Below are 19064 nucleotides of genomic sequence, written 5' to 3' on the forward strand. Positions count from 1 at the left end.
TCGGCGGTTCGTTTCGGAGCCAGTCCAGATTAACCATTCACGGCCGTATGCACAGCGCTATGAATCCTTTCGAATCAGCCCGCTGCGGGAGTCTGTGGATAACTATTTGGCGTCCGTTTGCCCCGGGCCGATTCGCGCATAGGGTCGAGTCGTGACGCTCTCCCCCGCCTGGCTCGACGAATTGCGCGCGCGGACCGTGCTGAGCGCCGTGATCGCGCCGACCGTCAAGCTGCTCCGTGCCGGGCGCGAGTGGAAGGCGTGCTGCCCGTTCCACAACGAGAAGACGCCGAGCTTCACCGTCAACGACGACAAGGGCTTCTACCATTGCTTCGGCTGCGGCGCGCACGGCGACGCGATCCGCTTCCTCACGGACCAGCGCGGAATGCCGTTCATGGACGCGGTCAAGGAGCTGGCGTCCAAGGCCGGCATGGACGTGCCCGCGCCCGACCCCCAGGCGAAGGAGCGCGCCGACCGCGCCGCCACCCTCACCGACGTCATGGGCGAAGTCGCCAAATATTACGCCGAGCAGCTGCAGGGCCTCGCTGGCGCCGAGGCGCGCGAATATTTGAAGCGCCGCGGGATCGACCCGGCCACGGTGCAGCGCTTCGGCATCGGCCTGGCGCCCGACAGCCGCAACGCGCTGAAACGCGCTCTCGCGCATCTCGGCGAGGACCGGCTGGTCGAGACCGGCATGCTGATCCAGCCCAAGGAGGACGGCAAGGACAGCTACGACCGTTTCCGTGGCCGGCTGATGATCCCCATCCGCGATCCGCGCGGCCGGGTCATCGCGTTCGGCGGCCGCATCCTCGGCACCGGCGAGCCCAAGTACCTCAATTCCCCCGACACCCCCCTCTTCGACAAGGGCCGCACCCTCTACAACATCGACCGCGCCGGCCCCGCGAGCCGCACCGCGAAGCGCCTGATCGTCGTCGAAGGCTATATGGACGTGATCGCCCTCGACCGCGCCGGGATCGCCGAGGCGGTTGCCCCCAACGGTACCGCGGTCACCGAGGCGCAGCTCGAGCGGATGTGGCGCCTCGACCCCTCGCCGATCCTCTGCTTCGACGGCGACAGCGCGGGCCGCAAAGCCGCGATCCGCGCCGCCTTGCGCGCCCTTCCCTTCATCACCCCCGAGCGGACGCTGCGCTTCGTCGAGCTGCCTGCGGGACAAGACCCCGACGACGTCGTCAACGCCGGCGGCCGCGAGGCGCTGGAAGCCATGCTGGCCGCGCCCGAAGCCCTCTCAGACCGCCTCTGGCGCCACGAGTTCGAGGCGGCGCCGTTGAGCACCCCAGAAGCCTGGGCGGGCCTGAAGCAGCGGCTGATCGACCACGCCTCGACGATCGGCCACGCCGACCTTGCCCGCATCTATCGCGAGGAGTGGCTCAACCGCTTCTTCGCCCAGCGCCGCCCGGCCACCCCACAGCGCTCGTCCGCGCAGCAAAGGCGGGGCACGTTCAAGAACGGTCGTTTCGTCGCCCCGGAAAAGCCGCCGGGCGACATGATGAAGCAGATCGGCACGCGCGGCATCGATGCCCGCCACGCCCGCGCGCTGCTCGAAGGATTCACTTTGTTCCCTGAGGAATTGCCCGCTCATTGCGAGCAGCTCGAAGGCCTCGTCATTGCTGACAAATCCATTGCATCCCTGCGCGATCAACTGGTCGAGGCCGCCTTCTCCGGCGCGGCGCTTGATCGAGACCGCGTAATGACCATATTGGGCGGCAACGAAGCGGGGGGCGGAACCGTCCCGCGCACGATGGGCTTTTCCTTCACCCGCCGCGACAGCGATCCGGAGCGCGCGCGAAGCGATCTCGCCGCTGCGGTCGAGATCCTCTCGGCGGCGGAGGAAGTGGAAAAAGCTCTCGACGATGCAACGGAACGGCTGAAGCGGGATTTGACCGACGAGGCCTACGAGGAACAGCAGCGTCTCCAAGAGGCGCAGCGTGGATTGAGACAGAGGCTGGCATCGCTTGCCGGCACCGATTAATTAGGCGGACAATGGCGAAAAACGAAGCACAGGAAGTCGAAACGGTCGACGAGGGCGATGCCCCGCTGCTCGACCTCAACGACGCGTCGATCAAGAAGATGATGGCGCGCGCCCAGAAGCGCGGCACCGTCACCATCGACGAGATCAACGCGGCGATCCCGGCCGATCAGAACGAGATGATCGAGGATATCATGTCGCAGCTCTCCGAGCGCGGCGTGACGGTCGTCGAGAATGACGAAGAGTCCGGCGACGACGACGAGGACAAGGATTCGGAACCGGCCATCGAGGACGAGGTCGACCCGCTCGACGACGGCGGCCCCCGCCCCGCCGCGGCGGTCAAGAAGGAAGCGGTCGACCGCACCGACGACCCGGTCCGCATGTACCTGCGCGAGATGGGCGCCGTCGAATTGCTCTCCCGCGAGGGCGAGATCGCCATCGCCAAGCGCATCGAGGCCGGCCGCGACATCATGATCTGGGGCCTGTGCGAAAGCCCGATCACCTTCAACGCCATCATCGGCTGGTCAAACGCCCTCAACGAAGGCCGCATGCAGCTGCGCGAAATCCTCGACCTCGAGGCGATGCTGTCGAAGGGCCCGACCGCCGAGCAGCTGGTCGAGACCGAGGCTGGCGGCGAGAACGCCGAAGGCGAGATCAGCGAGAAGGTCGCCGGCCCCTCGATCAAGGAAGAGGAAGAGGTCGCCGACGAGCCCGAGGCCGGCGCCAACGAAGACGACGAGGACATGGTCGAGCGGCGCACCCAGCCGCAGGCCGAGGAAGAGGACGAGGACAACACTTTGTCGCTCGCCCAGATGGAAGAGACGCTGAAGCCCTCGGCGCTCGAGAAGTTCGCCGAGATCACCTCGATCTTCAAGAAGTTCAGCAAGGTCCAGGCGGCGCGCATGGACGCGCTCGCGACCATGCAGGATTTCCCCACGGCCGACGAGAAGAAGTATCAGAAGCTGCGCGAGCAGCTGACCGCGGAAGTCGAAAGCGTCCAGTTCCACGGCAGCAAGATCGAATATCTCGTCGAGCAGCTCTACAGCTACAACCGCCGCCTGACCGGGCTCGGCGGCCAGATGCTCCGCCTCGCCGAGCGCCACAAGGTGCCGCGCAAGGCCTTCCTCGACAGCTATGTCGGGCATGAGCTCGACGAGACCTGGCTCGAGACCGTCGCTCCGAGCGACAAGAAGTGGGGCGCCTTCGCCACCGCCGAGCGCGACACCGTCGAGCGCATCCGCGGCGAGATCGCCGACATCGCCAACGCCACCGGCACGTCGCTGATGGAGTTCCGGCGCATCGTCAACATGGTCCAGAAGGGCGAGCGCGAGGCGCGCATCGCCAAGAAGGAAATGGTCGAGGCCAACCTCCGCCTCGTCATCTCGATCGCCAAGAAATACACCAACCGCGGCCTGCAGTTCCTCGACCTCATCCAGGAAGGCAACATCGGCCTGATGAAGGCGGTCGATAAGTTCGAATACCGCCGCGGCTACAAATTCTCGACCTACGCGACGTGGTGGATCCGCCAGGCGATCACCCGCAGCATTGCCGATCAGGCAAGAACCATCCGCATCCCGGTGCACATGATCGAGACCATCAACAAGCTGGTGCGCACCGGCCGCCAGTTCCTCCACGAGACCGGCCGCGAAGCGACCCCGGAAGAGCTCGCCGAGCGCCTCTCGATGCCGCTCGAAAAGGTCCGCAAGGTCCTCAAGATCGCCAAGGAGCCGATCAGCCTCGAAACGCCGATCGGCGACGAGGAAGACAGCCACCTCGGCGACTTCATCGAGGACAAGAACGCGGTCATCCCGGTCGACGCCGCGATCCAGAGCAACCTCAAGGAAACGGTCACCCGTGTCCTCGCGTCGCTAACCCCCCGCGAAGAGCGCGTGCTCCGCATGCGCTTCGGCATCGGCATGAACACCGATCATACGCTCGAGGAAGTCGGCCAGCAATTCAGCGTGACGCGCGAACGCATCCGGCAGATCGAGGCGAAGGCGCTGCGCAAGCTCAAGCACCCGTCGCGCTCGCGGAAGATGCGGAGCTTCCTCGACCAGTAACGTCATCGACCAGTAACGTCATCGCGAGGAGCGCAGCGACGTGGCGATCCAGAGACGGATCGCTTCACGCTCGCGTGGCGCCACGCCCCTCAACACGTATCGATGTCGAGCGACCAGATCGCCGAATAATCCGTGTCGCCAGGTGAGCTGTGCGCTCCATCGGGGGCGCCGGTGCCGTCGCCGTTGGTGGCATGGGTCGGCACCCGGACGTCCGGCCCGCCGATCGTATAATCGCCGCCGGCCAGCGTGCCGCCCTTCGGGCTGTGAAGCACATTGGGGGTCGAGATCACCGGGCACACGAAGCCCGTGCTGAACTGGACCGAGCTGGCGTTGGGGTTCGGGCCCGAAGGCGGCTGGGCCGCAACACTTCCGGCCCAGGCCAGCGCACCGGCCGCGGCCGTCATTGGAATGATCCTCATCGCATCCTCTTGGATTGTTGGGGAAACTCGCAGCAACGCGCGTGCCCAGCCAACCGTTCGCATTCGCCCGCGTTCCTCAGCCCAACCGCCATCCCATGGCACTCGCCGCTCGCGGAAGATGCGGAGCTTCCTCGACCAATAAACGGCGTCGAGCTAGGATCGGCCCGCGATGCGCCTGATTGACGAGATCACCGCCGGCGCCCCGATCGCCACCTTCACCCACGACCAGGGCGGCGCCGCGACGCTTTACGCCTATCAACCGCAACCGGCGGCCGAGACACGGTCCGGCGAGAAGATGGCGAATGCCCTGTTCGGAGGGATCATCGACACGCGGTCGCCCAAGACGCCATATTTCTGCTCCTGGCGCGATCCCGCCCCGAGCCGGTTCAGGGCCGGTCCGGATGCGGGCCCACCGCACGAAATCCTGTCTCTTTGCCACTTCGGCACGTCCGCCTGGTCGCCTCCGACCGACCTCGTCAAGCACGCCGAACAGGCGATGAGCCGAGACTCGGCGTCGGTCGTAATGGGCTGGAAACGGCGCGACGACGCTTATGTCCTGACCAGACTCGAAGTGGTGATTTCCAACCTCGCCGCCGAACGGGACTTTCGATCGGTGTGGTTCGACGACGAGATCCAGGAACTCCCGTTCGAGCGGCAGGCCATCACATTCCCGGCCTCGCCGGTTGATGTGCTGACCTTCGAAGTCACCGCCTCGCTGCCCAAGCGGTACAACCGGCGCGAGCAGCCGAAGGAGCCCACGGCGACGTTCACAATGACCGGAAGCGCCCCGCCACTGCCGGAGTGGGTGCTTTACTAAGGCGCCGAAGCCAAGCGGCCACGCTTCTGGTAGATCGAGGCGCCGACGACGACCGACGGCGCTTCGCTTTCTTGTATTCTGCTGCTAACCCCTTGCGACGATCCGAAGATCAGCAAGGCGGCGGGCCTGACGAAGCCGGCACGAAACCATTTTGAATAGGAGAAAGTGCATGGCGGGCCGTTGGACCAACAATAACCGCGAAGCTCTGCATTTGGCTAAGATGATACGAGACGTCCCATTCGCCGGAGTCTGCCAGATTAGCTTACTTGGTGGCCAGGTAACGATCGAGGGCATTGTCCGGGGGTGCTCAGCCGGTAACAACGCTGGTCTTGGAGGTAACTGGGCCTATCACGGCTCCATGACTGCGGAGACGCTAAATGGCGGCGTTCATGAAATTGACCTGTTGGATGCTCACGCCGTTGTGGACGTCACTGCGCAGCGGCTGCAAGCATATGCTGACGCTGGACTGGTGACCTTCGTCGAAGTGCCGACTGACTGCTAAGCTACTACAAATCGGCAGGCCTCTGAGCGACGAGGTTGTCGCTCTTTCGGGCACATGAAATAGTCGCTGCGAAAAGATTGCGCAAGCACATGGGGCTTGCACCTCATTGATTACACTCAATTAGCCGCCACACTGACTGCGACAGAAAGGGGAGGAATGAATACCGAACAACTGGTTGCGCTAGTTAATGAACTTGTCGAAGACGATGAGAACTTTAAGATCCAGCCCGCCCTTGCAACGGTCTCGCAGGCATTAGCGAACTTGGCGGCTAATCCCCAAGATCCGGCTCATCAAACGGCAGTGGCCTCCGCCATGGAGGAGCTCGCCAATGCCTCCGACCTCGAATATGTCCCTGCGACTTTGCAGCGCATGGAAGAAATTGGCGCGAAGCCCTACTTCACGTCAGCAATGGTAGCGCGGTTGCGTCAGAGCATGGAAGATAACCCCATGACTCCCGCGATCGTCCAAACAGAGGCGGCCCAGCTGGTCCAAGAGCGCGCTGAGTTCTTGAATCATTTGCTCAATCTTCAGGCCGCTTTAAGCACGCTCGGATTCCAGGAAGACGAACTCAAAGTAGGAGAAGCCGAAATCGGTTTCCAACTTCCTCGTTCACTATTTCGGAACGAACTGGAGGGGTTCGCAAAAGAGCTTCACGAACTTCGTCTCATCATACGGGCATTCTCCGAGGCTGCCGGTAATACGGGCGAACGAATACAACTTCGGCAGATTTCGACGAGCGACCCTTTAATCTACGTCCTGCTCGGATACCTTACGATCAGCAAGATTGGCGGGGCAGTGAAATGGTGTCTCGATCAGTGGAAGACACTCGAGGAAATCCGTGGCCTGCGGGCGAGCACCGCCAATCTGAAAGGAGTTCCCGCTGCTCAAAAAATGGCGGAGCAGTTTGATGAGATTATAGAGCAAACGGTAACCACCCGAATTCGCGAAGAAGCCGAGCGGCTTTCGTCTGAGGCTAATGCCGACGCATCGCGTGAAAACGAACTCGCAAATCATCTAGCGAAAGCGCTTGAAGGGTTGCTGGCGCGGATTGAGCGCGGAATGAAGGTGGATATCCGTGTCCTGCCACCATCGACGGAAGGCGAAACCGTGGACAAGTCCGTCGCGGATGAATTTGATAGACTTGAGGAACTACGAGACGAGCTCGTTTTTCCAGTGCTTGGAAATGATCCACCCATCCTGAAGCTGACTAAGCAACCAGAACCGCCACGTGGCAGCGGGGGCAAGCGGAAGCCAGACCCGAGCTAAGCTTCGTCGAATTTCGATGACAGCGGAATTTGGCGACAGCGCGCTTAATTTCCAACGGCACATTGACCGCCTTCCGCCTTCCACCCAGCATCGAGATATGCCGCACGATCTCACGGCAAATACAGATGACACACACGAGCCGCGCCGCCTGAGCTTTCCGCTCATGCTCGGGATCGTGTTCTTTCCCGTCATTTGCTGCTGGTTCTTGCTCAGGCGCGGATACTCCGATCACCTGCGGATCGTTGCATTTCTATGGGCAGCGATCGCGCTGGTCATCGGCCTCGTTAGCATCGCCAACCCCTAGAAACGCACTCTCTCGGCAGGCCAACGAATTCGTGCGGTCGACCCGCCTAATCCATGTTAAAGCCGTGCTGCTCGGCGCTCCAACCTTGGAGGGCATCATGCGCCCCATCACAAACCGGACCCTGCTCGCCTCGATCGGAATCGCGGCGCTCGGCATTGCCGCGATCGGGTCAGTGCAGTCCGCTGCACAGCCCCAGAATCCCGAGGCCGCCAATGTGGCTACTTGGATCCAGAGCGTACCCAACCGCGCATTGATCGCCTGCCCGGCGTCAAAGGCGGTCGAAACGCCCGACAATCCGTGGTTCGGTTTCGGTCAGCTCGCCAATCCGGTCATGGCTTCCTGTCTCGAGGATGGTGCCTACACCTGGAACGGCAACCGCTGGTACCTCCAGCGGATCAAGGGGTTCGTGTTCACCGACGGCACGAAGGACGCAGTCCGGGTGTGCAGCCCCGCCGCCGTCGACCCCGATCGCACATCGCATTTCCCGGGACCGTGCCGGACCAAGGATGGGGCCGGCCCTAAAGGGTGCGAGCTCTGCGTGAGAGGCGGCGTGCCGCTTTAGGAACGGGTGCGGGCCGGACGCGGCGGCCACCGCTCCCCCGGTCGCGAAGCGCCCGAGAAGGCGGACGCCTGGGAGCGTCGCCGTGAGCGCCCGCGGCGTCCGCTGATCGAGCTTGCACCGACCGCTAGTCACCACTTTCAATCCATGCCACTTCCGCCGCGGGGGTCGCGTGGACAATTTCGATTATTTCATCGTCTTCTACACGCTGATCCTCGGCCTTGCCGTGACCGAGTTGCTGGGCGGCTTTGCGCGGTTGGTCCGGGCCCGCGCGGTCGGCAAGCTCGAGCCGCAGACGGCCCTCCTTGCGTTGCTGACGCTCATCCTCGTCCTCGCGACGTGGATCGACGCCCGCATATCGCTCCTCTCGGTCACGGTCGATTTCGCCGGGTTATGGGCCCCGATCCTGCTCGCGATCCTCTATTATCTGGCCGCCGCGGTGGTCTTTCCGCACGACGATGCGGACCACGAGCGCCTCGCCGATTATTATTCGGCGCGAAAGCGGTTCGTTGTCGGCATGTTGCTCGCCGCGGGCATCGTCGAGCATGTCACCTATCTCCCCGTGTTCGAGGGGCAATGGGCGCGCCATCCGGCGATCTTCTGGCTCTATCTGCTGCCTTACAATGTCGCGATCGACGGATCGATGATCGCGCTTCTGTTCGTCCGCTCGCGGCGCGCCAATGTCGTCATGCTGTCCGTGCTCATCCTGCTCATCACCATACCCTATTGGGATGCCGGCCTGATCCGGGAGGTGATCGCCAGGCATTTCCACTACAGCTCGGCCGGCTAGCCGACTGGGGCGAGAGATCTTGACGAGGCTTTGCTGAAATCCAGCTCCCAATTGCGCAAAAAACGCTGTCCTACAGCCCCACTTTTGTGATCCAAGCTGGCGGATGGAGCTCCTCGGCCTTCCGGCGAAGTTGACCAAGTTGACTCACCCCACCCCCCCGTGGGCGTGCGCTGCCAACTTTGTTGACTTTCGAGCCCAGGAGCTCGTGCTCGTTCAGCCCCTCACCACCCGCACCGCCGCTTCCATCCGCCTGGTGATCGCGGCTTTCTCGTCCGGCGCCAGCACCCAGTCGCCGTCCTCGTCGGGCTGCCCGGTCGGCGGGCGGGCGTCGGCGTTTTCGAGGTAGAAGATGATCACTTCGGAGAGGCCCTTGGGGTCGCTCACCCGCGCCAGCCGCGCGACCCGGTACAGCTTGGGCGACGCGTAGCCCGCGGCCCTCAGGAAGGCGCGGGTCTTGCCCGGCTCCTTGTCCGGCGTCGCCTTGGCCGCCGCCGCATCGTCATAGGCGAACGCCCCATAACGGTAGGTCTCGGCGCCGAACTGGCGCGGCGGGGTTGAGGGATAGCGGAAGCGGAAATCGGAGCCGGGCCGGACCTTCTCGAACTGGATCACGACCATGCGGTCGATCACGCGGTCGCGGCCGGCGTCGACGAAGATCCGCCGCTCGGCATTGGTCAGATCCTCGATCGGGAATTTGAGCGGCTTTAGCGCCGTGAAGCGCGGATCGATCCGCAGCGTCAGCGCGGGCGCTGCCTTCGACACGATCAGGTTCGGCGCCGCCGCTGCCGGCAAGCTCGCCGCCACCAGCAGCGCGGCTGCAATCTTCGCTAGTTTCATGCGCACCCCCTTCGACCACGCCATCGTAGCCAATTCGCCGAAGGAAGCAGCGGCTTTTCGACCAAGGGTTTCTCTGGCTGCGGGCCAAAGAAAAGGGTGCCCGGCCCTCTCGAACCGGACACCCTCCATCTACCGTCCTCGACTAGCCCTGGTGCGGGCAGTCGGGGCAGCAGTCGGCGATCGCCTTCGCCGCCCCGGGAACGGCGGCAAAAGCCCCCGCGCTCGCGGACAGCATCAGGACCGCTGCAAGCAGCTTCCTCATGTCATTCTCCATTGAAATGGTTGATCCGAAAAGCTGGGCTCTACCCAAGTCGCGGAGGCGGCGGGTCGAGCGCCGGATCGACGCTGGAAAGCGGACTAAGCTCGGACGTGAATGGCTCAAACGAAGGCGGTGCTTCGCCGCCGACCGGCGCCGGCGCCGGCAGCACCGCGAGGCACGCCGCGCAATTGGGCCCGACGTCCGCCTTGGCGGGCGCCCGGCTGCCGTGCTGGTGCATGAGATGACCGCTCATCGCCATTGCCGGCGAGTCCATCGGGCACGACGCAATCGCCTGATTGCTCCAGCCGAGCGTCGACAGAAGCGCGGCAACGGCAACCAGGACCGACAGTGCATGGCGGACGCGGGTCATGGCTTGCTTGTAGCGGTGGCCGGCCACGCTCGCCAGCCCACGATCGCCGGCCTATTTCGCCGGGATCGGCTCCGCGGCCGCCTTGGCCGCTTCGTGGGCGTCGCGCATACGGAGCGTGCGCGCGGCACGGTCGGCGAGCGCTTCCCACGCTTCTTGCGAACGCCGGCAACGCTCGCGCACATGGGCGAGCGTTGCCGCGTCCGCCTCGGCCCGGGCCTGCGCGGCCCGGGCGAGGTAGAAATCGAGGTCGGTCGAGTGACGCACGAAGCCTATTCGGCCTCGTCCGACCCCGCTTCGTCATTGCCGGCCGCTTCGGCGGGAGCGCCTTCGTCGGCATCGCGGATGTTCACTGCCGCCATCTTGCCGCGGCGATCGGCTTCGAGGTCGTAGCCGACGCGCTGGTTCTCGCGCAGCGTGCGCATCCCGGCGCGCTCGAGCGCGGTGATGTGGACGAATGCGTCCTGTCCGCCGCCGTCCGGAGCGATGAAGCCGTAGCCTTTGCCTTCGTTGAAGAATTTTACTGTGCCGGTAGGCATATTGTATGTCCTTGCGCTGGCGGGCCGGAATCGCCGGTCCGCTTCCTGCTAGAAGTCTCGAGAAGAAGGAAAAGGAGCCGCAAAGCGCCCTGGACCGTCCGTTTGCGACTGGTAGCCCGGGCCCTATGCGCCATTTTGAGGCCGAAGTCCAAGGATCGGCGAGGATACCCATCGATAGCTAGGCGCCGTTTCCATCCTGCCCTAGGCGGGAGCCATGAAATTCTATCACGTCTACAGCGTCGACCCGCAGGGTTCGATCACCGGCGACCGCACGATCCGGGCAAACAGCGACGACGACGCGATCTTCGAGGTGCGGGCGATGCAGCGCGCGCTGGAAACCCAGATCTGGGACAAGGACCGCCGCGTCGCGCGAATCCCGGCTCACCAGGGCTAGTTTCGCGAGCCGGTCGGGCCACCGATTCGTTCATTTGTCTTAACCAATTTCCCTCATCTACCGCTAACCGCGGCGGAGTTAATAAGGGGTCGCAGCGCCGTTCCTGTTTTAGCGAGCTCGGGGCGGCCTGTTTCGAGCGTAAGAAGCCCTGCGATCAGGCGCCTCCCCTCGCCGAGCAGGGCTTCATCGCTCGATCTTCCCGTTAAGAAATTGAAATCCTCAGCGAAATATGCTGGCCATTATGCGGACGTTCGCTGTTTTCGGCATCGCTCTCCTGACCAGCGGATGCCTGGCGCCGGGCCAGCGCAATCCCACCCGCTACCCATGGGATCAGCCGCCACCCAAAACCACGTTTTGCGTCGTCGCACTGGAACCGCCGGGCACCAGCGGAATCACGATCGGCCGGCACCGCCCAGAGCTGCTGGGTTGCTCGACGCCCAAGGCCGCGTCCCGGAGGCCCGAGCAGGCGCGTCCGATCTTGCCGCCGCTTCCTTATTGCGTCGTCCCGAGCAGCGCGTGGGTAACCGACGGCAAGCCGAGCGAGCTCCGGACCGATTGCGTCAGGCCGGGCCTTGGTGCCGATTCGCCGCTCGGCCCGGCCTATGTGTCGCGCGAGCTCGGCAACGGCATCACCCAGACCATCAAACTTCGCGACCTCACCCCGGACGAGATCGCTGCGCTCCGGCCGAAGCAGCCGCCGAACCTTCGCTGAAGCCCGACTTGGCTGGTTCAGGGCACCGCTTCACTCGCGGTTCAAGTCGAATGCCGCTAGGGCACTGGCTCACGCGACGCAGACCACTTCCCAACCTTGCCAGCCTATCGCCTTGCCTTGCCCCACGAGCGATCGCCATTGCGGCGGCGCGCCTCGGGATTCGCGCTCGCTCTCGCCGTCAATTTGCTGCTGATCCTGGCTCTACTGACGCTTGGTGCGCGGTTGCCGAAGCCGAAGGGCAGCTCGGGCATACTCATCTTCGACGTCCCTCCCCAATCGAAGAAGAGCGAGAAGGAGCAGGAACAATCGGAGCCGGTGCGGCCGCGAAAATCAAAACCGGTGCCCAAACCGCCACCGATCGTCCTTCCGTCCAAGCCGACCATCACCGTCGAAAAGCCGCCGCCCTATATCGAGCTCAGCCACGACCAATATGCTGAGGCGGATGTTCGGGCCTTGCCGAAGAGCGCGCCCAGCCCCGGGCAGGGAGATTCGCAGCCGGTCGGCCGCGGCCCGAACGGCGAAGTGCTGTACGCGGCGGAATGGGCGCGCGAGCCAACCAACCAGGAGCTGGGCTTCTACCTGCCGCGCAACTCCCCGGACGGTTACGGCCTCATCGCCTGCAAAACCTATCCGCAGAACCGGGTCGACGACTGCATCGCGCTGGAAAGCTATCCGGTCAGCGGGCACCTCGCTCACGCCGTGCTCAATGCCGCCTGGCAGTTCAAGGTTCGCCCCCCGCGCAAGGACGGGAAACCGATGATCGGCGAATGGGTCCGCATCCGGATCGACTACGTCCACTCTGACGGCGGGCGCGACTAAGCCGCCTAGGCGGCGACCAGGCTTCCGCGCTTCTGGCTGGAACCGGGAACCGGCTCCGAAGCGTCATTGCCGATCTTTACGACGTGGTTCTTCTCGTCGACGTGGACGACAAGCGGCTTCAGCGCGCGCGCTTCGGCGTCGTCCATCACCGCGTAGCTCATGATGATCACCAGATCGCCGGGATGCACGAGGTGCGCGGCGGCGCCGTTGATCCCGATCACGCCGCTGCCGGCGGGGCCAGGGATCACATAGGTTTCGACGCGGGCGCCATTGGTGATGTCGACAATCGCCACCTGCTCCCCTTCGAGCAAATCAGCGGCCTCCATCAGCGCGGCGTCGAGCGTGACCGAGCCGACATAGTCCAGATCGGCCTGAGTCACCGTCGCGCGGTGGATCTTGGACTTCATCATGATCCGCATCACGTGGCACCTGTCCTTCAAATGCGCTCTCAACGGGCGGCGCCTCTAGCAGATTTGCGACGAGCCGACACTTTTCAAGTGCTGCAGTGCAATATCGCACTTGCAGCATAAGGTGCAAATTCCCAACTCATGGGTGCGGGACGTGGCGCCATTTACGAACTTCGCCATGTCCTGCGTCGGTAAAGCGCTGACAAACAGCGTTTTTCCAATTTGGCACGGCTCTTGCTCAGTATCGGGCAACAGTTCGCCAGGAGTTTGAGATGCACGCGCAGGACAATATGATCGAGCAGGGTTACACGCCGCTTCCGCTTCGCGCCCACACCATTTTGGGCATTTGCGAAGCGATCGGCGAGGATTTCGGGTTCAATCCCGCGTTCCTGCGCATCCCCCTCGCGGCGTCGGTGATCGTCAGCCCGCTGTGGGCGTTCGGGACCTATTTCGCGCTTGGCGCGATCGTGCTGCTGTCCCGCCTGCTATTCCCCCACGCGAAGGCAGCCGCTGCCGCGGCGGGCGATCGGCGCCCGCTCGTCGCGAACGAGCAGCGCGAGCTTGCGAAAGCGGCCTAGTAGTCGCTGCGTGCTTCGGCGCGGGCCTCGAGCAAGTCGAACAAGGCGCGGTGCTGGAGCAGCAATTGCTCGCCACCAAACGCCAGCGCGCGTGCGGCCGGAGCAATGCCGGCCAGATCGTCGATCACCGCAACCACCGACGCTTCATCGGGCAGCGACGGCGCCGGAGTGTCGATGCCGCCGCGCGCCGCCGCGCGGTCGAGCAAGCGGCGAATCGGCCACCAGTCGCCGACCAGGGCCGTCGCGGCGCCAACCGCACAGCCATTGCGTTCGGACAGCGCCAGCGTCTCGAGCGCATGGCGCGCCGCAAGCAGGCTCGCCTCAGTCTCGGCCGCTCCGGGCGTGCTCGGCATCGGCCCCACTGCGGAGGTCAGCCGGACCAGGTACAAGCGCTCGCGCTCGAACGCTTCGCTGGCATGCGCGAGCCAATCCTTGGCGGCCCCTCGCGGACAACGCTGAAGGGCGATCTCGATCAGTCCGGGATAACGCCCGTGAAGTGCGCACAGGAGATGTACCGCGTCGGCTAGGTCGCGCCCGGCATGAACGCCGGTGGCTTCGAGGAGGGCATTCAAATGCGGGTGGCGCGCGCATCCTTCGCCCGCGACGCGAGCGAGCTGCACTTCGGCAACGCTGACCGGTTTGCTTTGAACTGACCGGTTGATCGCCATTCCCTTCCCCTCGTTCGCGAGCTTGAGGCGGAGCCTATTCCGGCTGGTCCTAAACCAAGGGCGTAAAGAGGAGGTTTATGCCGGCGTAAGTTTTCGGAAGTTAGCTCAGCGACAAAGCTGTGGATCAATCGTCGCGGTACGCGAGCTCGAAATTGCCCCACCGGCGACCCTTGACCCACAGCGGGATGAAGATGTTCTTCACCGCGATGAACTTGTCCCCGAGCTCCATGCGGTAGGTCGCGAGCGTTGCCGGCCGGTCGCTGGCGAGTGCGTTGCGAGTGACGTCGTCGATCATGATCCGCCGATTGCGGCAATGTTCGTCGTTCCACACCGGATCCGGGCCTTGCGGATGGCAGCGCTCCGACAAATGGGTCGGCAGATAGCCATTCATGTCGCCAATCGCCGAGCCGATGATGCGATTGTCGGTCGCCTTGTTGCGGTCGAGGATCGGACGAACGTGGCGGTCGGCGGCGTCGTTGAAGCGGACCATATATTGGACCGGGTTCGAGCCTTCGATCACCTGATAGTCGCGATCGAACACGTCCTCGAAGGTGACTTCGCCCTCATCGATCGCGCGCTCGATGGCGACGACGATCTGGCGGCTGGTTTCCTGGGCCTTGAGGATGAACGGCGTGTCGTCGATCTCGGCGCCGGAATTGGCGAGCGTGTCCAGCATCGTGTTCGATAGCATTTCGAGATGCGCGAGCCGCTTCTGGGCGGTCTGCAGCTCGCTACCATTAGCGCGGGCGTCACCGGCAAACTCGGTGAGTCCCGCCTTCACGCGATCGACGCTGGTCTGAATCATGCTGGTCGAATGGGCGATGCCCTCGGTCTGGCGATCCACCATGCCGACGATCTCGCTGACTTCGCGAACTGTCTCGCTGATGGTGCCGAAGCCCGACTGTGCCGCGCGGCTGCGCTCGACGCCGGTCTTGATCTCGGTCGTGACGGCGCTGGCCTCGCGGGTCAGCTCGCCGATGGTCGAGCCGATCTTGCTGGTCGCGGCGCGGGTGTCGTGGGCGAGCTTCTTCACTTCGGCGGCGACGACCGCGAAGCTGCGCCCGGCATCGCCGGCGCGAGCGGCCTCGATGGTCGCGTTGAGCGCGAGCATATTGGTCTTGCGGGCAATCGTTTCGATGGTCGAGGAGACGGTCTGGACCTGATTCATCGCCGAGGCGAAGCCGGCCATGCGCTCACCGAGCTGCACAATGAGGTCGGTCAGGCCCTTGAAGCCCTCGATCGTCCCTTCGATCGCCTCGCGTCCGGCGTCGAGCTTCGCCTTGGCCTGTTCGGAGAGCAGCCGCGCTTCATCAGTTGAATCGCTGACGCGCCCCTGGTCGCTGAGCAGCCGCGTCGTCACTTCCTCGAGCTGGTCGAGCATGCGCAGATGCTCACCGATGCGCTCGGAAACCCCCTTTACGTAACCGGAAACGTCGCTGCACTCCATCGACAGCGAGCCGCAATCGCGCGCGACCGCGCGGATCGCGTTTTCCGTGACTTCCTCAATCCCATGAGTGGCCATTGAAGCCGCACTCCCACCAACACCGTGGGAGCGGGATTACGGATAACCTCCTACTTCTTCGTTAACCACATCGCTCAGAGGCGGCCGTTAGTTGCCGGCACCGCACATTCCGTCACCTTTGCAACTATAGCCCTTGCCCTGCATGTCCTCCCAGTGCTGCTTTTGGTTTGCAGTTTCCCGCGTCCATTCGGAACGGGTCATGCACATCTTGGTCGTTGCGATAAGCGAACCCGTCGTGATGTCTTTTCTGCAAATGATCTGATCGGGCTTCGGCATGGTTCTGCCGCTCGGCGCATCCGCCACCCTGGTCGCCCCCGGCGGAAGCTTCCACACGATGAAGCCCTGCTGCGCGGCGCGGATCGCGCGACCATCCTGGTTTCGAACGGGTTGAACCTGCGCGTACAGGCTCATGACCTCACAGGTTTCCTTGTCGAGCGCGGGAAAGCCGCTGCTTTCGGTGACGTCGCAGGATGAAATCGTCCCCACGGGATCGATCGTCAGACGAAAGGCGACGCGACCTTGTTCGCCGCGTTTCAAAGCTCCGGGGGGATAGTATTTCCACAGGAACTCGCCGTTCTTCTCGTTCCGGACGATCTGATCGGCGGCGTTGGTTGCTCCACCCGGTGCAGTCCACAGCATCGCCGGAAGCGAGATCAGCATCAACAAAGGCGGCATCCGCATTCTCCTCCCTGAATTCAGCAATCCGGCCTAACTTCGTCGGCGAAGCGCTCCAGTCTCACTGTCCTGGGACGAGCCCGTCGCCGTTGGTGTAGCCCTTGCCCTGCATCTCGCCCCAGTGCGCCTTCTGGTCTTCGCTGTTGCGGTTCCATTCGGAGCGTCTCATGCACACTTTGGTGCTCGCGATCAGCGAGCCGGTGGTGACGTCCTTACGGCAGATCACGTCGTCCGGCTTGGGCAAGACCTTGCTCGGCGACGCGCTGGCGACCCTCACCGACCCAGGCGGAAGCTTCCAAACGATGAAGCCGCCCTGCTCGGCACGGATGGCCCGGCCGTCTGAATTGCGGACCGGCTTTACCTGCGCATACATGCCCATGATTTCGCACGTTTCGGCATCGAGGGTCTTGAAGCCACTGCTCTCGGTCACGGCACAGCTCGAAACCGTTCCCGTCGGTTCAATCGTGAGCTTGAACCCGACTCGCCCCTGCTCGCCGCGCTTGAGCGCGCCCGGGGGATAGTATTTCCAGATGAACTGGCCGTTCTTCTCGTCCCGAACCATCTGCTCGGCGGCGTTATTTGCACTACCTTCGGCAGTCCACAGCATCGAGGGCACCGAAGCCAACAACAGGAACGGTATCATCCATCCTCTCCATCAAAAAGAGCTGCTCAATGATACGGACAATAAAGGCCCAGTCAAACCCGCAAACTGCCGCAAAGTCGGGCGATCGGTCACAGATTCAATGGGAATAACCCTTGCCTTGCATCTCTTGCCAATGCTCTTTCTCTTGTTCGGAGGTCAGTTGCCATTCCGACCGCGGCAAGCACATCCGCGTCGTCGCGACGAGGGAACCGGTGCGGGTATCCTGCCGGCAGATGACCGGATCCGGCTTCCTCATCACGCTTTTTGACGGTTCGCTCGCAGCTACCGCGACGGCGGGTGGAAGCTTCCAGGTGATAAAGCCGTCCCGATTGCCCCGGGTGGCCCGTCCCGCCGAGTCTCGGATGGGCGTCAGGTGCGCGTACAAGCCCATGATCTCGCAAGTCTCCTTGTCCAGCGTCGCGAAGCCGCTGCTCCCGATCACTTCACAGGTTGAAATCAGGCCATCTGGTTCGATGGTAAGGCGGAACGCGACTCTGCCCTGCTCACCGCGCTTGGCCGCCCCCTCGGGATAGAATTTCCATAGGAACTCGCCGTTCTTTTCGGCGCGAACACTCTCTTCGCTCGCGTCGATAGCGCCAGCCGGCCCGACAAGCATCGTCGGCAACGCGGCGAGCAGGACGAAGGGGATCATCATCTCTCTCCGTAGTACTGCGAGAATCGATGACTATGGGGCAGCAAATATCCAGAGAATGACGAATCTACAGGGCGCCGATGAAATTTCGACGAAGTTAGAGCTTTGACGAATTTTCCAGCCACTGACGCTCATCGGGGACCGCAAGCGCGTCGAGGTCGCCCGGCTCTGCTTCGCTGTCATCGGCCCATTCGCGCAAAAGCGGCGAGCCGTTGATCACGTCGATCGCCAGCTTTCCAAGCTCATATTCATAAGGAAAGTCTCGCCACAGGTCATAATCCGGATAGAGCCGCCGGATTGCCTTGAAAGCGAGCGCCTGCAACCGCCACGGCTTGAACGCCTGGTGATCGTACCACGGTCCTTCAGCATGGATGTGAACTCCGCGGCACATCTCACCAACATGTTTGTGGAAAGTGGGCTGGAAGGTGATGTCGCGGAGCTTGCAGCCGGCGAGCCAATCGGGCGCCAGCCTGCGCATCTCCGCCATCACCGCAAGCGGCTCGATGTCCGGCGCCCCGAACAGCTCGAGCGGACGGGTCGTGCCCCGGCCCTCGCTCAAGGTCGTGCCCTCGAGCATGACCGTGCCGGCGTAGCAGCGCGCCATGTTGAGGTTCGCCGCATTGGGCGAGGGATTGATCCAGACACGCTCCGCCGGCCACCCGAACCCCGGCGGCGCTTCGGGCTGCCAACCGTCCATGGCGATCACGCGATAGTCGACGTCGAGCTTGAAATGGTCGACGAACCATTGCCCCATCTCGCCGAGCGTCAGCCCGTGCCGCATCGGCATCGGCCCGGCGCCGACAAAACTTTCCCAGCCCTCGCGCAGCGTCAGTCCCTCGACCGGGCGGCCGGCGGGGTTGGGGCGATCGAGCACCCACACGCTTTTGCCCTGCTCGGCGGCGGCTTCGAGCACGTACAACAGCGTGGTGATGAAGGTGTAGATCCGGCAGCCGAGATCCTGGAGGTCGATGAGGATGGTGTCGAACGTGTCCATCGACTGGCCGGTCGGGCGCCGCACCTCGCCGTACAGGCTGAACACCGGGATGCCGTGGACCGGATCGGTATAGTCGTCCGACTCGACCATATTGTCCTGCTTGTCGCCGCGCAGGCCGTGCTGCGGACCGAACGCCGCCGTCACCTTGAGCCCGGCCGCCATCAGAGCATCGAGGCTATGCGTGAGGTCCCGAGTGACTGAAGCAGGATGAGCGAGCAGTGCGACGCGCTTGCCTTCCAGAGGCTCGCACAACTCAGGCTCAATCAGCAGGCGGTCGATTCCGAACAGGGTCATGGC

At 63.6% G+C, this 19064-nt stretch carries 22 protein-coding genes and 1 pseudogene; 11 read left to right on the forward strand and 12 right to left on the reverse strand.

Features of this window, described 5'->3' with window-relative positions:
• Positions 1–151: 151 nt before the first annotated feature.
• Together dnaG and rpoD are read left to right on the forward strand one after the other, a co-directional pair.
• Positions 152–1987 (forward strand): DNA primase, encoded by a 1836-nt coding sequence (gene dnaG / locus N539_RS0113735; RefSeq protein WP_028970725.1) that lies wholly within the window; start codon positions 152–154, stop codon positions 1985–1987.
• Positions 1988–1998: 11 nt separating this feature from the next.
• Positions 1999–4044 carry an RNA polymerase sigma factor RpoD gene (gene rpoD, locus N539_RS0113740; RefSeq protein WP_028970726.1) on the forward strand — a complete coding sequence of 682 codons (2046 nt, stop codon included), beginning with the start codon at positions 1999–2001 and terminating at the stop codon, positions 4042–4044.
• 89 nt (positions 4045–4133) lie between these two features.
• Here rpoD and N539_RS0113745 read toward each other — a convergent pair whose 3' ends face one another.
• Positions 4134–4463: a hypothetical protein gene (locus tag N539_RS0113745; RefSeq protein WP_028970727.1), complete on the reverse strand. Its 330-nt coding sequence runs from the start codon at positions 4461–4463 to the stop codon at positions 4134–4136.
• A gap of 169 nt (positions 4464–4632) precedes the next feature.
• On the opposite strand from N539_RS0113745, the gene N539_RS0113750 reads away from it, so the two are divergent.
• From N539_RS0113750 to N539_RS0113775, 5 genes are all read left to right on the forward strand, one after another.
• Positions 4633–5280, forward strand: a complete 648-nt coding sequence (locus tag N539_RS0113750) for a hypothetical protein (RefSeq protein WP_028970728.1) — start codon at positions 4633–4635, stop codon at positions 5278–5280.
• Between the two features lie 358 nt (positions 5281–5638).
• On the forward strand, positions 5639–5782 hold the full coding sequence (locus N539_RS18665; protein WP_156029977.1) for a hypothetical protein: 144 nt from the start codon (positions 5639–5641) through the stop codon (positions 5780–5782).
• Positions 5783–5938: 156 nt separating this feature from the next.
• On the forward strand, positions 5939–7048 hold the full coding sequence (locus N539_RS0113760; protein ID WP_028970730.1) for a hypothetical protein: 1110 nt from the start codon (positions 5939–5941) through the stop codon (positions 7046–7048).
• Between the two features lie 401 nt (positions 7049–7449).
• Positions 7450–7914, forward strand: a complete 465-nt coding sequence (locus tag N539_RS0113770) for a hypothetical protein (protein WP_156029980.1) — start codon at positions 7450–7452, stop codon at positions 7912–7914.
• A 169-nt stretch (positions 7915–8083) separates the two neighbouring features.
• Positions 8084–8701, forward strand: a complete 618-nt coding sequence (locus tag N539_RS0113775; protein WP_028970733.1) for a hypothetical protein — start codon at positions 8084–8086, stop codon at positions 8699–8701.
• A 213-nt stretch (positions 8702–8914) separates the two neighbouring features.
• Here N539_RS0113775 and N539_RS0113780 read toward each other — a convergent pair whose 3' ends face one another.
• The 4 genes and pseudogenes from N539_RS0113780 to N539_RS19070 form a co-directional block, all read right to left on the reverse strand.
• The gene (locus N539_RS0113780) at positions 8915–9538 is read right to left on the reverse strand and encodes a hypothetical protein (protein WP_037552795.1); all 624 of its coding nucleotides are present in this window, start codon (positions 9536–9538) and stop codon (positions 8915–8917) included.
• A gap of 302 nt (positions 9539–9840) precedes the next feature.
• The gene (locus N539_RS0113790) at positions 9841–10167 is read right to left on the reverse strand and encodes a hypothetical protein (protein ID WP_156029983.1); all 327 of its coding nucleotides are present in this window, start codon (positions 10165–10167) and stop codon (positions 9841–9843) included.
• 51 nt (positions 10168–10218) lie between these two features.
• On the reverse strand, positions 10219–10431 hold the full coding sequence (locus N539_RS0113795) for a hypothetical protein (protein WP_028970736.1): 213 nt from the start codon (positions 10429–10431) through the stop codon (positions 10219–10221).
• Positions 10432–10496: 65 nt separating this feature from the next.
• Positions 10497–10703: pseudogene (locus tag N539_RS19070) on the reverse strand (cold-shock protein); the annotation flags it as partial.
• A 214-nt stretch (positions 10704–10917) separates the two neighbouring features.
• Between N539_RS19070 and N539_RS0113805 the strand changes: the two are divergent.
• The 3 genes from N539_RS0113805 (at position 10918) to N539_RS0113815 (ending at position 12628) form a co-directional block, all read left to right on the forward strand.
• Positions 10918–11097: a hypothetical protein gene (locus tag N539_RS0113805; RefSeq protein ID WP_028970737.1), complete on the forward strand. Its 180-nt coding sequence runs from the start codon at positions 10918–10920 to the stop codon at positions 11095–11097.
• Positions 11098–11338: 241 nt separating this feature from the next.
• The gene (locus N539_RS0113810; RefSeq protein WP_156029986.1) at positions 11339–11809 is read left to right on the forward strand and encodes a hypothetical protein; all 471 of its coding nucleotides are present in this window, start codon (positions 11339–11341) and stop codon (positions 11807–11809) included.
• Between the two features lie 117 nt (positions 11810–11926).
• Positions 11927–12628, forward strand: a complete 702-nt coding sequence (locus tag N539_RS0113815) for a hypothetical protein (protein WP_028970739.1) — start codon at positions 11927–11929, stop codon at positions 12626–12628.
• A gap of 5 nt (positions 12629–12633) precedes the next feature.
• On the opposite strand, the gene panD is transcribed toward N539_RS0113815, so the two are convergent.
• Positions 12634–13080 (reverse strand): aspartate 1-decarboxylase, encoded by a 447-nt coding sequence (panD, locus tag N539_RS0113820; protein WP_231463070.1) that lies wholly within the window; start codon positions 13078–13080, stop codon positions 12634–12636.
• 227 nt (positions 13081–13307) lie between these two features.
• On the opposite strand from panD, the gene N539_RS17245 reads away from it, so the two are divergent.
• Complete coding sequence (locus N539_RS17245) at positions 13308–13613, forward strand: hypothetical protein (RefSeq protein ID WP_051531830.1); 306 nt, start codon at positions 13308–13310, stop codon at positions 13611–13613.
• Here the strand turns inward: N539_RS17245 and N539_RS0113830 are convergent.
• The 6 genes from N539_RS0113830 to N539_RS0113855 form a co-directional block, all read right to left on the reverse strand.
• Positions 13610–14281: a DUF6975 family protein gene (locus tag N539_RS0113830; protein ID WP_028970741.1), complete on the reverse strand. Its 672-nt coding sequence runs from the start codon at positions 14279–14281 to the stop codon at positions 13610–13612. The genes N539_RS17245 and N539_RS0113830 overlap by 4 nt on opposite strands.
• A 124-nt stretch (positions 14282–14405) precedes the next feature.
• On the reverse strand, positions 14406–15803 hold the full coding sequence (locus N539_RS0113835) for a methyl-accepting chemotaxis protein (RefSeq protein ID WP_028970742.1): 1398 nt from the start codon (positions 15801–15803) through the stop codon (positions 14406–14408).
• A gap of 87 nt (positions 15804–15890) precedes the next feature.
• Positions 15891–16478, reverse strand: a complete 588-nt coding sequence (locus N539_RS0113840; protein WP_197018425.1) for an energy transducer TonB — start codon at positions 16476–16478, stop codon at positions 15891–15893.
• A gap of 61 nt (positions 16479–16539) precedes the next feature.
• Entirely contained in the window at positions 16540–17121 is a 582-nt protein-coding gene (locus tag N539_RS0113845) for an energy transducer TonB (RefSeq protein WP_028970744.1), read from the reverse strand.
• A 97-nt stretch (positions 17122–17218) separates the two neighbouring features.
• Positions 17219–17773: an energy transducer TonB gene (locus tag N539_RS17995; protein WP_197018426.1), complete on the reverse strand. Its 555-nt coding sequence runs from the start codon at positions 17771–17773 to the stop codon at positions 17219–17221.
• Positions 17774–17870: 97 nt separating this feature from the next.
• Positions 17871–19061, reverse strand: coding sequence for an exo-beta-N-acetylmuramidase NamZ family protein (locus tag N539_RS0113855; RefSeq protein WP_028970746.1), 1191 nt, complete (start codon positions 19059–19061; stop codon positions 17871–17873).
• Positions 19062–19064: the final 3 nt, after the last annotated feature.

The organism is Sphingomonas sp. URHD0057 (genome assembly GCF_000620665.1).
Lineage (GTDB): Bacteria > Pseudomonadota > Alphaproteobacteria > Sphingomonadales > Sphingomonadaceae > Sphingomicrobium.

What these genes read in the sequence shown, in the direction of transcription:
- N539_RS0113855 (WP_028970746.1), bottom strand. Translation starts at nt 19,061, where the DNA reads ATGACCCTGTTCGGAATCGACCGCCTGCTGATTGAGCCTGAGTTGTGC.
- N539_RS0113835 (WP_028970742.1), bottom strand. Translation starts at nt 15,803, where the DNA reads ATGGCCACTCATGGGATTGAGGAAGTCACGGAAAACGCGATCCGCGCG.
- N539_RS0113780 (WP_037552795.1), bottom strand. Translation starts at nt 9,538, where the DNA reads ATGAAACTAGCGAAGATTGCAGCCGCGCTGCTGGTGGCGGCGAGCTTG.
- N539_RS18665 (WP_156029977.1), top strand. Translation starts at nt 5,639, where the DNA reads ATGACTGCGGAGACGCTAAATGGCGGCGTTCATGAAATTGACCTGTTG.
- N539_RS17245 (WP_051531830.1), top strand. Translation starts at nt 13,308, where the DNA reads ATGCACGCGCAGGACAATATGATCGAGCAGGGTTACACGCCGCTTCCG.
- N539_RS0113840 (WP_197018425.1), bottom strand. Translation starts at nt 16,478, where the DNA reads ATGCCGCCTTTGTTGATGCTGATCTCGCTTCCGGCGATGCTGTGGACT.
- N539_RS0113770 (WP_156029980.1), top strand. Translation starts at nt 7,450, where the DNA reads ATGCGCCCCATCACAAACCGGACCCTGCTCGCCTCGATCGGAATCGCG.
- N539_RS0113845 (WP_028970744.1), bottom strand. Translation starts at nt 17,121, where the DNA reads ATGATACCGTTCCTGTTGTTGGCTTCGGTGCCCTCGATGCTGTGGACT.
- N539_RS0113805 (WP_028970737.1), top strand. Translation starts at nt 10,918, where the DNA reads ATGAAATTCTATCACGTCTACAGCGTCGACCCGCAGGGTTCGATCACC.
- N539_RS0113750 (WP_028970728.1), top strand. Translation starts at nt 4,633, where the DNA reads ATGCGCCTGATTGACGAGATCACCGCCGGCGCCCCGATCGCCACCTTC.
- N539_RS0113745 (WP_028970727.1), bottom strand. Translation starts at nt 4,463, where the DNA reads ATGAGGATCATTCCAATGACGGCCGCGGCCGGTGCGCTGGCCTGGGCC.
- rpoD (WP_028970726.1), top strand. Translation starts at nt 1,999, where the DNA reads ATGGCGAAAAACGAAGCACAGGAAGTCGAAACGGTCGACGAGGGCGAT.
- N539_RS0113830 (WP_028970741.1), bottom strand. Translation starts at nt 14,281, where the DNA reads ATGGCGATCAACCGGTCAGTTCAAAGCAAACCGGTCAGCGTTGCCGAA.
- N539_RS17995 (WP_197018426.1), bottom strand. Translation starts at nt 17,773, where the DNA reads ATGATCCCCTTCGTCCTGCTCGCCGCGTTGCCGACGATGCTTGTCGGG.
- N539_RS0113790 (WP_156029983.1), bottom strand. Translation starts at nt 10,167, where the DNA reads ATGACCCGCGTCCGCCATGCACTGTCGGTCCTGGTTGCCGTTGCCGCG.
- N539_RS0113760 (WP_028970730.1), top strand. Translation starts at nt 5,939, where the DNA reads ATGAATACCGAACAACTGGTTGCGCTAGTTAATGAACTTGTCGAAGAC.
- N539_RS0113810 (WP_156029986.1), top strand. Translation starts at nt 11,339, where the DNA reads ATGCGGACGTTCGCTGTTTTCGGCATCGCTCTCCTGACCAGCGGATGC.